At 71.1% G+C, this 13450-nt stretch carries 10 protein-coding genes; 6 read left to right on the top strand and 4 right to left on the bottom strand.

The annotated features are described in order from the left end of the window. Positions 1-56 precede the first annotated feature (56 nt). The 3 genes from AAH991_RS22530 to AAH991_RS22520 form a co-directional block, all read right to left on the bottom strand. Positions 57-1145, bottom strand: coding sequence for a glycosyltransferase (locus AAH991_RS22530; RefSeq protein ID WP_346227865.1), 1089 nt, complete (start codon positions 1143-1145; stop codon positions 57-59). 14 nt (positions 1146-1159) lie between these two features. Then, positions 1160-2422 (bottom strand): nucleotide sugar dehydrogenase, encoded by a 1263-nt coding sequence (locus AAH991_RS22525; RefSeq protein WP_346227864.1) that lies wholly within the window; start codon positions 2420-2422, stop codon positions 1160-1162. Between the two features lie 98 nt (positions 2423-2520). Further along, complete coding sequence (locus AAH991_RS22520; RefSeq protein ID WP_346227863.1) at positions 2521-4188, bottom strand: glycosyltransferase family 4 protein; 1668 nt, start codon at positions 4186-4188, stop codon at positions 2521-2523. Between the two features lie 62 nt (positions 4189-4250). Here AAH991_RS22520 and wecB point away from each other — a divergent pair, with 62 nt between their 5' ends. From wecB to AAH991_RS22490, 6 genes are all read left to right on the top strand, one after another. Further along, positions 4251-5378 (top strand): non-hydrolyzing UDP-N-acetylglucosamine 2-epimerase, encoded by a 1128-nt coding sequence (gene wecB, locus AAH991_RS22515; RefSeq protein ID WP_346227862.1) that lies wholly within the window; start codon positions 4251-4253, stop codon positions 5376-5378. Between the two features lie 66 nt (positions 5379-5444). Further along, positions 5445-7514, top strand: a complete 2070-nt coding sequence (locus tag AAH991_RS22510; protein WP_346227861.1) for a glycosyltransferase family protein — start codon at positions 5445-5447, stop codon at positions 7512-7514. 212 nt (positions 7515-7726) lie between these two features. Further along, positions 7727-8656, top strand: a complete 930-nt coding sequence (locus tag AAH991_RS22505) for a CPBP family intramembrane glutamic endopeptidase (protein ID WP_346227860.1) — start codon at positions 7727-7729, stop codon at positions 8654-8656. Positions 8657-8710: 54 nt separating this feature from the next. Next, a complete protein-coding gene (locus AAH991_RS22500) occupies positions 8711-9994 on the top strand; it encodes a sensor histidine kinase (RefSeq protein WP_346227859.1) in 1284 nt (427 codons plus the stop codon). Continuing rightward, positions 9982-10641 (top strand): response regulator transcription factor, encoded by a 660-nt coding sequence (locus AAH991_RS22495; RefSeq protein ID WP_346227858.1) that lies wholly within the window; start codon positions 9982-9984, stop codon positions 10639-10641. The genes AAH991_RS22500 and AAH991_RS22495 overlap by 13 nt, the downstream gene beginning before the upstream one ends. Positions 10642-10771: 130 nt before the next feature. Continuing rightward, positions 10772-12292, top strand: a complete 1521-nt coding sequence (locus tag AAH991_RS22490; RefSeq protein ID WP_346227857.1) for an MDR family MFS transporter — start codon at positions 10772-10774, stop codon at positions 12290-12292. Between the two features lie 7 nt (positions 12293-12299). Here AAH991_RS22490 and AAH991_RS22485 read toward each other — a convergent pair whose 3' ends face one another. Then, a complete protein-coding gene (locus AAH991_RS22485; protein ID WP_346227856.1) occupies positions 12300-13328 on the bottom strand; it encodes an aldo/keto reductase in 1029 nt (342 codons plus the stop codon). Positions 13329-13450 lie beyond the last annotated feature (122 nt).

Below are 13450 nucleotides of genomic sequence, written 5' to 3'. Positions count from 1 at the left end.
AGGTCGCGCTGCCCGGTCGCCGTCGAAGGCCGTCCGGGGCGGTGTTCACCGGGCGTTCAGCTCTTGACGCCGGCCCAGGCCTCTAATTGCGCGACGAACCGGCGTGCGGAGTTGGGCCAGTGGTGGTGCGCCCGCGCGGCGGCGTAGCCCCGGCCGCCGGTCCCGTGCCGTTCGAAGGGGTTGTCCCTGAGCTGCAGCACCGCCCGCGCCACCGCCTGGGGATCCTGCCAGGGGACGACCACGCCGCACTGGTAGCGCTCGACGAGCTCCACGGCCCGCGGCGAGGGGGTGGTGATGACCGGGATGCCGTGCGCCATGTATTCCACGATCTTCGTGGGCATCGAGTGGCGGTAGTTGGGCTCGTCGTGCAGCAGCGAGAGCCCCGCGAGCGCGCCGTCGAGCCGCTTGAGCGCCTCGTCGTTCGGCATGAAGTCGCGCCATTCCAGCAGGCCCTGGGCGACGGCCTCGTTCAGCAGGGGCCTGCTCTGCGGGTCGGCGTAGCCGATGAGCTCCACGGCCACGCGGTGCGGCTGGAGCAGGCGGGCCACCTCGACGGCCTCCTGGACGCCCCGGGCCTCCGACAGCCAGCCGAGGTAGACCACGCGGTCGTCACCGGGCGGGCTGACCCTGTCGGGCACCCACGTCTCGTTCGGCACCACGAGATGCTGCTGTCTGAACCGGCCCGCGTACGCCGTCTCGGCCAGCAGCAGGTGCAGCCGGCGCTCGGCGGTGGTTTCGAGCAGCCGGGCGAGGAACCGCGTCGGCGGGCGCAGGAACGCCGGCAGCCACGGCTTGAGCGACAGCGTCGCGGGGGTGTCCTCGTGGACGTCCCAGACGACCGGCGGGCGCCCGCGCACCCCGGCGACCGCGAACAGCAGCTCGGGGTCGTGGATGAGGGCCAGGTCGACCTTGCCGCGCATGCTCTTGAACAGCTTGCGGGCCGCCCGCACCGCCGCCAGGCGGCGCCGCTCGGCGGCCCTGGGCAGGTCCACACCCGTCACGAACGACCGCGGCACGACCCCGCGGGCGGTGTACGGCGCGGCATACGTGACCTCATGACCGGCGTCGACGAGCGCACGGATCTGCCGGTGCAAGATCCGGGCGTCCTCGGGGTGATGCACCACCGTCATGACGAGCACGTGCACGCGCGGGACCCTTCCTACAACCGCTCGACGCGTTCGCTCGTGGCGAGCACGCCGCGAGTGTCCAGCACGAGAGAGGCTCGCTCCTCCACCACGTCAAGGTCGAAGGCCGAATGCTGCTGCAGCAGGACCACCACGTCGGCGGCGGCCACGGCCTCGGCCAGGTCCTCCTCGCGGGGGATCGCCGTGCCCTCGACCGACCACTCCTTGACGTACGGGTCGCAGAACGACAGTTCGGCGCCCAGCTCCAGGAGGGCCTCGGCCACCGGGATCGCGGGCGTCTCCCGCTCGTCGGCGATGTCGGGCTTGTACGTCACGCCGAGGAGCAGCACGCGCGAGCCGTTCACCGGCTTGCGGGCCCGGTTGAGCAGCCGCTGCACGCGGGCCACCACGTACGACGGCATCCGCTCGTTGATCTCCTGGGCCAGTTCCACGAACCGGAACGGATAACCGAGCTTGCGCACCGTGTACGACAGGTACGACGGGTCGACGGGGATGCAGTGGCCGCCGACGCCGGGACCGGGCAGGAACTTCTGGAAGCCGAACGGCTTGGTCGAGGCCGCCTCGATGGCCTCCCACAGGTTCACGCCGAGCTCGTCGCAGAAGATCGCCATCTCGTTGACGAGGGCGATGTTCACGTGCCGGTAGGTGTTCTCCAGCAGCTTGGCCATCTCCGCCTCGCGGGTGCCGCTGACCGGTACGACCCGCTCGACGAACTGGGCGTAGAAGGCGGCGGCCCGCTCCTTGCACGCGGGGGTGTAGCCGCCGACGACCTTGGGAGTGTTGCGCAGGCCGAACTTCGGGTTTCCCGGGTCGATCCGCTCCGGCGAGAACGCCAGGTGGAAGTCCTCACCCGCCACCAGCCCGGACTTCTCCAGGATCGGCCGCGCCAGCTCGTCGGTGGTGCCGGGCCACGTGGTGGACTCCAGCACGACGAGCGTGCCCGCCTGAAGGTGCTCTGCGACGGTTCGGGTGGCGCCCTCGACGGCCGACAGGTCGGGACGGTGGTCCTCGTCCAGCGGCGTAGGGACGCAGATGACGATCGTGCGCGACCGCGACAGCACGGACGCGTCCAGCGTGGCCGTGAAGCCGCCGGAGAGCATCGCGTCGAGGTCGGCGTCGGTCAGGTCGTCGATGTAGGAGCGGCCGGCGTTGAGCGCGTCGACCTTGCGGGGGTCGACGTCCAGACCGGCCACCCGCAGGCCCGCCGCCGTGGCCTCTTTGGCCAGCGGCATGCCCACGTACCCCAGCCCGATGATCGTCAGATCGAAGGCTGTCACGATGTGGCCTGAGGGCGGAAACAACACTTCATGGTGGCAAAGGTTATCTCAACTCGGCACCAAGCATGCCTGATGCAACACATCGGACTTCCTGCTGTTTATCGAGCTTCGGTCAAGGACTGGTAGATCCCTTGGTAGGTGCGGGCCAGGCTGCTCCAGGTCCGGTGCGCCGCGACCTCGGCCTTGCCGGCCTCACCCATCGCCCGGCGGCGCTCGGGATCGTCACGCAGGGCGGCCAGCGCCTTCGCCAGCTCGGCCGGGTCTCCCGGCGGCACCAGCAGACCGGCCCCCTCGCCGCCGACGAGCTCCGAGAGCGCGGGCAGGTCGCTCAGCACGACCGGCTTGCCGAGCGCCATCGCCTCGACCGGCTTCAGCGGCGTGACGAGGCGGCAGACCCGCAGGTCCTCACGCGGGCAGACGAAGATGTCGATGGCCGCCTGGGCCTGCAGGGCCTCGTCCGGGCCCACCCGGCCGGGCAGGACCGCGTCCTTCAGGCCGAGCCGTTCGACCTGTTCGAGCAGCGCGGGCCGTTCGGCCCCGTCGCCGACGAGCAGGACCTTCACCGGCGTGCCCGCGTCGCGCAGCAGCGCGGCGGCGCTCAGCAGGGTGGCGAAACCCTCGTAGGCGACGATGCTCGACACCGAGCCCACGACGATCTCGTCCCGGCCGATCCCGTATTGGTCGCGGAACGCCTCGCCGTCGTAGTCGGCCGTCAGCAGGGAGTCGTCCACGGCGTTGGGCGCGAGGAAGATGCGCTCCCTCGGCACGCCGCGCTCCATGATCTCGGCGGCCATCGTCTCGGCGAGCGTGACGACCGCGTCGGCCTCGCGCATGATCTGCGCCTCGCGGTCGCGCTGCATCCTGTGCCGCTCGCTGCCGACACGGGCGGGGTCGCGGGAGACCCAGGTCTCCTCCAGGAAGCCGCGCACCTCGTACACGAAGGGCGTGTTCGTCCGCTCGCGCACGGCGAGCGCGACCGAGCCGTTGCGGTGGTCGGTCGCCGCGTGCAGGACCTGCGGGCGGAGGGTCCTGACCAGCTCCGACACGTCCGCGGCGCCGCGGATCATCCGCCCCTGGCTCTCGAAGGGCACCTCGTCCTTGGGCAGCAGCCGGTAGTAGGGGATCCCGTCGATCTCCTCGTACGGCTCGGCGTCGGTGTGCCCCTGGAGCATGGGCCAGCCCCAGCTCGTCACGACGTGGGGGTCGAGCCCGGCCGCCTTCTGCGCGGTGACGATGCGGTGGGTGCGCACGGTGTAGCCCGCCTGCGTGTACGGCAGGGCGTTGGTGACCATGTGCAGCACGCGGCCGGGCATCCGCTCGCCCATGATGATCTTCGCCTTGGGCGGGATCGGGTTCGGCCCGAGCGCGGCCTTCTCACCCTCGTAGTAGGCCATCCTCCGGCGGACGAACGGCCATCGGGCGTGCGGCTGGAGCGCCTGGACCGCGTCGGTGAGCCGGCCGGCGTCGAAGTGGGCCTTGGCGTCCCGCAGCGGGCCCTTGGCCGCTCGCTGCAGGATCTTGCGGGTCCGCACCTTCACGAACCGGGCCGCGGGCCAGGCGACGCGGCCGACGACCGGGCGCATCCCGGGCGGCATCGCGTCGGCGGCGGCCTGGGCCACCCGCATCGGGTCGGACTTGACCTTGCTCACGACGATCCGGGAGACGAGCACCGGGTTCCTCGCGAACCCCCGGAGGAAGCCGCCGAGGCCGGCCTTCGCGGACGCGGCGGACACGGCCTTCACGGGCTTGTTGGCCTCGGATTCCACGGCGCGACCGTACCATAGGCAACGTTTGTCCCAGGCTGGAGAAAAGGCGAAAGGCGAGGTAGATGAGAGACAACCCCCTCGTCCTGCACGTACTGGGCGCACGGCCCAACTTCGTCAAGGCGGCCCCGGTCGTCAAGGGGTTGGCCGAGCTCGGCATCCGGCAGGGCATCATCCACACGGGCCAGCACTACGACGCGCTGATGTCGGACGTGTTCTTCGCCGACCTCGGCCTGCCCGAGCCGGTCGCGAACCTCGGCGTCGGCAGCGGCACCCACGCCCGGCAGACGGCCGCCCTGCTCACGGGGCTGGAGGACGTCGTGCTCGAACACCGCCCGGCGCTCGTGGTGGTCTACGGCGACGTGAACTCGACGCTCGCGGCGATCCTCGTCTGCGCCAAGCTGCACGTGCCGACCGCGCACGTGGAGGCGGGCCTGCGCTCCTTCGACCGGGAGATGCCGGAGGAGGTCAACCGGGTCGTCACCGACGCGCTGTCCGACCTGCTTTTCGCCACCTCGCCGGAGGCGCTGTCCCACCTCGCCAACGAGGGCGTGGACCCGGCCAAGGTGCACCTCGTCGGCAACCCGATGATCGACAGCCTGTTCGCGGCGCTGCCGAAGCTCGACCCCGCGCCCGTTCAGGAGCGCCTGGCGATCGAGGGCAGGTACGCGGTCGCCACGCTGCACCGCCCGGCGAACGTCGACGACCCGCAGGCGGCCCGCGAGCTGGTCGACGCGGTGCTCGGCGTGGCCGAGCAGGTGCCCGTCGTCGTCCCGCTCCACCCGCGCGGCCGGCAGCGGCTCGCGGAGGCCGGGCTCGTGGACCGGCCGCACCTGAAGATCGTGGACCCGCTCGGCTACGTGGACTTCCTGTCGCTGGTCAGGGGCGCCGCCCTCGTGGTGACCGACTCGGGCGGCGTGCAGGAGGAGACGACCATGCTGGGCGTCCCCTGCCTGACCGTCCGGCCCAACACCGAGCGGCCGATCACCGTGACCCACGGCACCAACCGGCTCGTCACGCCCGCCTCCTTGCCCGCCGCGGCGTCCAAGGCGCTGGCGGACGGCGCGGCCACGCCGAGCGGCGAGCTGCCGCCGCTGTGGGACGGCGCGGCCGGGCCGCGGATCGCCCGGGTCATCGAGGCCTGGCTCCGCGGCGACAGCCTCTCCCCCGCGGCCAAGGGTCAGGTCCGCTAGTTGCGCGAATAGGCATAAAGGCCGCGTTGACCCCCGTACGATGACCCTTCCGTAAAGGGGAGAGGTATGGCTGAGACCGAAGAGACTCCTGAAGAGCCCCGCTTCCAGCGGCTGGGGCCGGTGAACTGGCTGCCCGAGGAGCGCAAGCACGTCGAGCAGTACGAGCAGCGGATCCGCGACCTGGAGAACCGGCTCGCCTACCAGGAGGCCCGCGCCGACTACGCCCTGTGGAGGCTGCAGGCCACCCAGACCCAGAAGCCGTACCGGGTCGCGCAGGTGCTGACGAACGCGTCGAAGCCCAAGAAGATCGTCCGGCTGCCGCGCGACCTCAGCAAGGCCATGAAGGACGGCAGGAAGGCGCCGAAGGCGCCGCCGTCCGCGATCGAGGTCGCCGCGGAGGCCGAGGCGCGCGGCCCCGAGGTCAAGATCCCGGGTCTCAAGTGGCCCGACGGCCCGGTCGTACGGCCGGACATGCGCGTCGCGGTGATCCTCGACGACTTCTCCCGCATGGCCTTCAAGTACGAGTGGGACCAGATCGAGTTCGGCCTGCAGGACTGGCGGGAGATCTTCGCCGAGAAGCGGCCGGAGATGCTGTTCTGCGAGTCGGCCTGGCACGGCAACCAGGGCCGCTGGCGCTACCAGATGACCGGGACCAACGCGCCCAAGCAGGAGCTGCGCGACCTGATCACCTGGTGCCGCGAGGAGGGCATCCCCACGGTCTTCTGGAACAAGGAGGACCCGCCCAACTTCGACTTCTTCATCGAGACGGCCAAGCTGTTCGACTACGTGTACACGTGCGACGGCGACATGATCCCGAAATATCGCGAGGTTCTGGGTCATGACCGTGTCGGTGTGCTGCAGTTCGCCGCCCAGCCCCGGATCCACAACCCGATCCAGACCAAGCAGGGCCGGCCGTACGACATCGTCTTCGCGGGGATGTACTTCCGCGACAAGCACCCCGAGCGGCGCGAGCAGATGGAGACGATCCTCGCGCCCGTACGCCCGCTCGGCCTGCACATCTTCGCCAGGAACGCCTCCGTGGCCGACAAGTACGCCTGGCCGGAGGAGTACCGCCCGCACATCGTCGGCGAGCTGCCGTACGAGCAGATGCTGGCCGCGTACAAGATGTACAAGGTCTTCCTGAACGTGAACTCGGTGATCGACTCGCCGACCATGTGCGCGCGCCGGGTCTTCGAGCTGTCGGCCTGCTCGACCACCGTGCTGTCGGGGTGGTCACGGGCCATCGAGGAGACGTTCGGGCCGCTGATCCCGGTCGCGCACTCGCAGGAGGAGGCGTACAACCGGGCGATCTACCTGATCAACAGCCCGGAGCTGCGGGCCCGCCAGGGTCACCTGGCGATGCGCGAGGTGTTCGACAAGCACCTGTTCTCCCACCGGGTCGATCAGATCCTCGCCGACCTCGGCCTGCCGGTGGTCTCCCGGTCGCGGTCGATCTCCGTGGTGCTCCCCACCAACCGCGCCGGGCAGCTCGAACACGCGATCAGCCAGGTGGCGCGGCAGCGGCACCGCAACCTGGAGCTGGTGCTGGTCATGCACGGCCTGTCCGAGGACCCGGCGGTCGTGCGCGACAAGGCCCTCGCGGCGGGCATCCCGGCCGTGAAGGTGCTGACCGCCGACCCGGCCTGGACGCTCGGCGAGGTGCTCAACCACGGCATCGCCCACGCCGAGGGCGAGCTGATCTCCAAGATGGACGACGACAACATCTACGGCGAGCACTACCTGTCCGACCTGGTCCGCTCCTTCGACTACGCCGACGCCGAGATGGTCGGCAAGGGCGCGCACTACACGTACTTCCCCGAGCAGGACGTCACGATCTTCCGGCTGCCCGGGCTGGAGCACCGCTACGCCCACCTCATCCAGGGGGCGACGATCCTGGCCAAGGCCGACCTGCTGCGGGCGTTCCCGTTCGAGGCGGTCAACGCGGGCGAGGACACCCGGCTCGTACGGCGCTGCAAGGAGGAGGGCGTCCGGATCTACTCGGCCGACCGGTACAACTTCATCTACATGCGCGGCTCGGACGCCACCGCCCACACCTGGCAGGCGGCGGACTACAAGCTGACCCGCAACGCGCAGTTCTGCTTCGCCGGCAACCCCGAGGCGCACGTTCTCATCTGACCCTGCCGCTCCTGCGGGAGGCGGTCGTCCGGGAGCCCGTCGCGGCCCTGGACGACCGCCTCCGGCCTTTCCCGGCCCCACTCCGACCTGGCCGTTCTCCGCTTGGTACCCCTGGCTGTACCTCCATTGGGCAGTCCGCGGGAGCGACCGGGAGGGCCTGCGGCTGGTGTGCTGATCACTGTCAGTCCAGCGCTCCCACAGGAGAAAGTGCAATGACAGTCGACAGCCGGCCGCGGGCCGCGCACCACACGAGCGAGACCGGGATCCGGGGCGTCATCCGCCGCCGCCCGCTGATCAGTTTCTTCGTCCTGGCCAACCTCATGAGCTGGGCGGCCTGGTTGCCCTACGTCCTGTCGAACAACGGCCTGGGGGTCTGGGACTTCGACTTCCCCTCGCTGCTCGGCACGACCCAGTTCTCCGGCGTTCTCCCCGGCGCCTACCTCGGCCCCATCTTCGCCGCGTACATCGTGACCAGGGTCGCGGACGGCAAGGAAGGCGTCCGCCTGTGGGTCCGGCGGATGACCAAGTGGCGGGTCGGCTGGGTCTGGTACCTCGTGACCGCCCTCGGCGTCCCCGCCGCCATCATCGTCACCGGTTTCGCGCTCTCCGGTGAGGACTTCCACATGCCGCCCGTCGCCGCGCTGGTCGCCTACGTGCCCAGCCTGGTGCTCCAGATGGTCACCACGGGTCTGGCCGAAGAGCCCGGCTGGCGCGACTTCGCCCTGCCCCGCATGCAGCGGAAGTTCGGCCCCCTGGGCGCCACCGCCATCCTCGGCCCGCTGTGGGGCGTCTGGCACCTGCCGCTGTTCCTGAGCCAGTGGGGCGGGTGGCCGGACGTCACCTGGATGAGGATCGGCGAGTTCGTCGCCTTCGCCACCGTCTTCAGCGTGGTCGTCACCTGGGTGTTCAACCGGACCGGCCAGAGCCTGCCGCTGGTCATGCTGCTGCACGTCAGCGTCAACAACTTCATGTCGATCGTCTACTCGGGCATGTTCCCGGCGATCGACACCCCGGAGCACGCGAGCCATGTCACCCTGCTCGCGGCCACCACGGCGGCGGTCCTGGTGCTCATCGCGACCCGCGGCCGCCTCGGCTACCGCCCGAGCGACGAACCCGCGCCGGAGCTCGCCCCGCAGCGTTGAACGACCGCTGCGACAAAGATGATCTAAGCTCGTGGGCCCGAGGGGGTGTGCATCATGGCGGCGCGCCAGCGGAGGCCGGCCGGCAGCCGGCGAGACGGCCGGCACGACGGCCGGAGGGGTGTCGCCGCACGCGCCCGTGGCCTCTTCGACGCCTTCGAACACCTCGTCGGCGGTCTCGGCACCGCGCTGCTGGCGCTCGCCGGTCTGTTGTGGCTCATCCTGGTCGCGGTCACCTGCGTGATCGGTCTCGGCCTGCTCCTGGCGCCCACCGTGCCGCGTGCCGTGCGGTCCGTCGCCGAGCGGGAGCGCAACCGGTTGTCCCGCTGGGGGCCGGAGATCCCCAATCTGGGACCCGCGCCGGCCGGCGTACGCGCCGCCCTCGCCGACCCCGCCGTACGGCGGGAGCTGTGCTGGCTCCTCGTGCACGCGACGCTCGGCCTGTTCCTCGGCTTGGCGGCGCTGACCCTGGTGGTGGACGCCGTGCAGGACATCACGTATCCGCTGTGGTGGCGGGCGCTGCCGGTGGAGGACCCCGCCCCGACCATGGTGTTCTGGGACGTGCACGACGACGCCGGCGCCTGGGCGGTCGCGATCCTCGGCGTGGGGCTGGCCGTCTGCTTCCTGGTCCTCGGGACCTGGATGGCCCGCTTGCAGGCCTGGCCGGGACGCCGGCTCCTGGCGCCGACCGCGGACATGGACCTGTCCCTGCGCATCGCACAGCTGTCGGCCACCCGCGCGGCGGCGCTGGACGCCCACGCCGCGGAGCTGCGGCGGATCGAACGCTCACTGCACGACGGGGCGCAGAACCGGCTGGTCGCCGTCACCGTGCTGCTCGGCGCGGCCCGCCGCGCGCTGGCGCAGAACCGGCCGGGCGCCGAGGAGATGCTCGAACGCGCCCAGGAGACCGCCGAGCAGGCGCTGGCCGAGCTCCGTACGGTCGTCCGCAGCATCCTGCCGCCCGTGCTGGCCGACCGGGGGCTCGCCGACGCGCTCGCCGGGCTCGCGGCGAACTGCGGGGTGCCCTGCAGGGTGGACGTCGACGCGCCCGGCAGGTGCGCCGCCTCCATCGAGGCCACCGCCTACTTCGTGAGCGCCGAGGCGCTGACCAACATCTCCAGGCACAGCCGGGCCGGGCACGCCACGGTGACCGTACGGCGGGCGGGCGGCCGGTTGTCCCTGCGCATCGAGGACGACGGCGTCGGCGGCGCGGACGAACGCCACGGCTCCGGGCTCACCGGCATGCGCAGCCGCATCGAGGCGCACGACGGACGTCTCACCCTGACCAGCCCACCCGGTGGGCCGACCACCCTCGACGTGGAGTTGCCGTGCGGATCGTGATAGCCGAGGACGACCCGCTGCTGCGTGAAGGGGTCGCACTGCTGCTGCGCGCGGAGTCCCTGGACGTGGTGGCCACGACCGACTCTCCGGACACCTTCCTGGCGGCCGTCGACGCCCACCGGCCCGACGTGGCCATCGTCGACGTCCGGATGCCGCCGACCCACACCACCGAGGGCATCGCCGCGGCCGTGGAGGCCAGGCGCCGTCAGCCCGGGCTGGCGGTGCTCGTGCTGTCCGCCTACGTCGAGCAGGCGTTCGCCACCGAACTGCTCGCCGCCGGAACCGACCGGCTCGGATATCTGCTCAAGGAGAGAGTCGGCCGCGTCGACGAGTTCCTCGACGCACTGCATCGAGTGGCCGCCGGAGGCACGGCCATCGACCCCGAGGTCGTCGCACAACTGCTCACGCGCACCCGCTCCGACAGCGGGCTGGAGCGGCTGACCGCGCGGGAACGCGACGTGCTCGCCCTGATGGCCGAGGGATTGGGCAACACCGCCATCTCCGAGCGGCTGTTCATCAGCGAAGGCGCCGTGCACAAGCACATCCGCAGCATCTTCGCCAAGCTCGACCTCGCGCCCACCGACCGGGCGGACCGGAGGGTCACGGCCGTCCTGCGCTATCTGGAGGAGACCCAGCGCCGCGGCTGACGCCGTGGAACGCGGCCGGCACTCGACAAGGAATGCCGGGCGGTTTGCGATAGTTGCCCTGTTCCGGGACCTTCCCGCCCACGTGGGGAGGTCCCGCGTACGTGCACGAACGTTCAGGGGAGCCTTCCACGTGACCACGACGACGACATCGAAGGGCATCGGCCTGCGGTCAGAACGCGGTCCCGTGCTCGGCGCCATCATGCTCTGCACCGCTCTGGTGGCGTTGGACAGCACGATCATCGCGACCGCGGTGCCCTCGGTCGTCACCGACCTCGGCGGGTTCTCCCAGTTCCCCTGGCTTTTCTCGATCTACCTGCTCACCCAGGCCGTGACCGTTCCCATCTACGGCAAGCTCGCCGACGTGTTCGGGCGCAAGCCGGTGATGTTCTTCGGCATCGGGGCGTTCCTGCTCGGGTCGGTGCTGTGCGGGATCGCCTGGAGCATGCCCGCGCTGATCGCCTTCCGGGCGATCCAGGGCATCGGGGCCGGGGCGGTGCAGCCGATCAGCATGACGATGGCCGGTGACCTCTACACGGTCGAGGAACGGGCCCGCGTGCAGGGCTACCTCGCCAGCGTGTGGGGCATGTCGGCCGTCGTCGGCCCGACGCTCGGCGGCGTCTTCTCCGAGTACGTCTCCTGGCGCTGGATCTTCTTCATCAACCTGCCGCTCGGCGCGGTGGCCGCCTGGATGCTCGCCCGCCGGTTCAAGGAGCAGGTGAAGCGGGGCTCCCACCGGATCGACTACACGGGCGCCGCGCTGCTCACCGGCGGCTCCTCGCTGCTCATCCTCGGCCTGCTGGAGGGCGGCGTCGCCTGGGGCTGGAACTCCGCGCCCAGCCTGCTGATCTTCGCGGCGGGCCTGCTCATGATCGTCGCCTTCGTGCTCGTGGAGCGCCGCGCGGCCGAGCCGGTGCTGCCGCTGTGGGTCTTCCGCCGCCGCACGCTGACCGGCGGCAACCTGACCTCCCTCGGCGTCGGCGCCCTCACCATCGGTCTCACCTCGTACGTCCCGACGTACGCGCAGGGCGTGCTGGGCACCGGCGCGCTGGTGGCGGGCTTCGCGCTGGCCGCGCTCACCGTCGGCTGGCCCCTCGCGGCGACGTTGTCCGGCCGTTTCTACATGCGCATCGGGTTCCGCGACACCGCCCTGATCGGCATCGTCGTCGTGGTGGCCGGCACCGTGCTGTGCGCGCTGCTCGGGCAGAACGCGATGATCTGGCAGGTCGCGGCCGCCTGTTTCGTCGTCGGCGTCGGCCTCGGCCTGTCCGCCAGTCCCACCATGGTCGCCGTGCAGTCGGTCGTCGGCTGGGAGCGCCGCGGCGTGGTGACCGCGACCAACATGTTCTTCCGCTCCATCGGCAGCACGGTCGGCGCCGCGGCGCTCGGCGCCGTCTCCAACGCGACGCTGTCGGACCGCTTCGCCCACCCGCCGGCCGGTGTCGCGGGACAACTGCCCGACAGCCTCGACGCCACGAGCCTGGTGCTGAAGGCGCAGGGCGCGCAGGCCCATTCGGCCGCCGCGTCCTTCGTCCGGGGCGCGCTGTACGACGCCGTCCACCACATCTTCCTCGCGCTCGTCGTCGTGGCCGTGCTCAGCGTCGCCGCGCTGCTGCTCATGCCCCGCCGTACGACCGAGTTGTCGTTCGACTGACCAGGCGTTACCGCACCGGTCGCGGCTGCGGCGGGACCGGACGACGGCGCAGGCTCGCGTGCCGGAGTGCCGGCGGCACGTAGGCCTGGTCGAGTGTGCCGACGTCGGTGCCGGGCGGGACGATCTCGTCGATCCGGTCGAGGATGTCGTCGGTGAGTGCGACGTCGACGCCGGCGAGCAGGTCGTCGAGGTGGCTCATCGTGCGCGGCCCCATGATCGCGCTGGTCACGCCGGGATGGGCGATGGCGAACGCCATGGCGAGGTGGGTCAGCGGCAGTCCCGCCTCCCGGGCGAGCGAGATGAACCGCTCGACGGCCTCGATGCGGTGCTCGTCGTTGACGTGCTTGAGGAAGCCGGCGCGGCGGAGCTCGTTCCGCTGCCCCTTGCGGACCTGTCCGGTGAGCAGTCCCTGCCCGAGCGGGCCCCACACGAGCGTGCCCATTCCGTAGCGCTGCGCGGCCGGCAGCACCTCGCGTTCGATGCCGCGGTTGAGCAGCGAATACGGCGGCTGCTCGGTGCGGAACCGCTCCAGGCCGCGCCGCTCGGCGACCCACTGGGCCTCGACGATGTCGGACGCCGGCATGGCGGACGTCCCGATCGCCCGGACCTTCCCGCTGTGGATCAGGTCCGAGAGCGCGGAGAGGGTCTCCTCGACGTCCGTGGCGGGGTCCGGCCGGTGGATCTGGTAGAGGTCGATGTGGTCGGTCCGCAGGCGGCGCAGCGAGTTCTCCACCGCGGTCATGATCCAGCGCCGCGAGGCGCCCTGCTGATTGGGATCGTCGCCCATCGGGCGGCTCACCTTGGTCGCGAGGACGACGTCGTCCCGCCGCCCCTCGATCGCCCTGCCCACGACCTCTTCGGAGTCGCCGTAGGCGTCGGCGGTGTCGATGAGGTTGATCCCCGCGTCCAGTGCCTTGTGGATGATGCGGGCCGAGTCGCCGGGATCGGGGTTGCCGATGGACGTGGCGAACATCAGTGCGCCGAGTCCATAGGGGCTGACCTTGATACCGGTGCGGCCGAGCGTGCGGTACTCCATGCGAACCAGCTTTCCTTCGTCGGGAGATCCGGGTCGTTCCGGTTCCCAGCGTCCGGCGGTGCGGGCGCCGGCGGGAGAGACGCCCTTATCCGGGGACGGGCGGTCCCTGGCTGCCTCCCGGC

This window comes from Microbispora sp. ZYX-F-249 (assembly GCF_039649665.1).
GTDB lineage: Bacteria > Actinomycetota > Actinomycetes > Streptosporangiales > Streptosporangiaceae > Microbispora > Microbispora maris.
The sequence above is the reverse complement of the archived record's forward strand: the minus strand, read 5'-3'. Positions and strand labels throughout refer to the sequence as shown.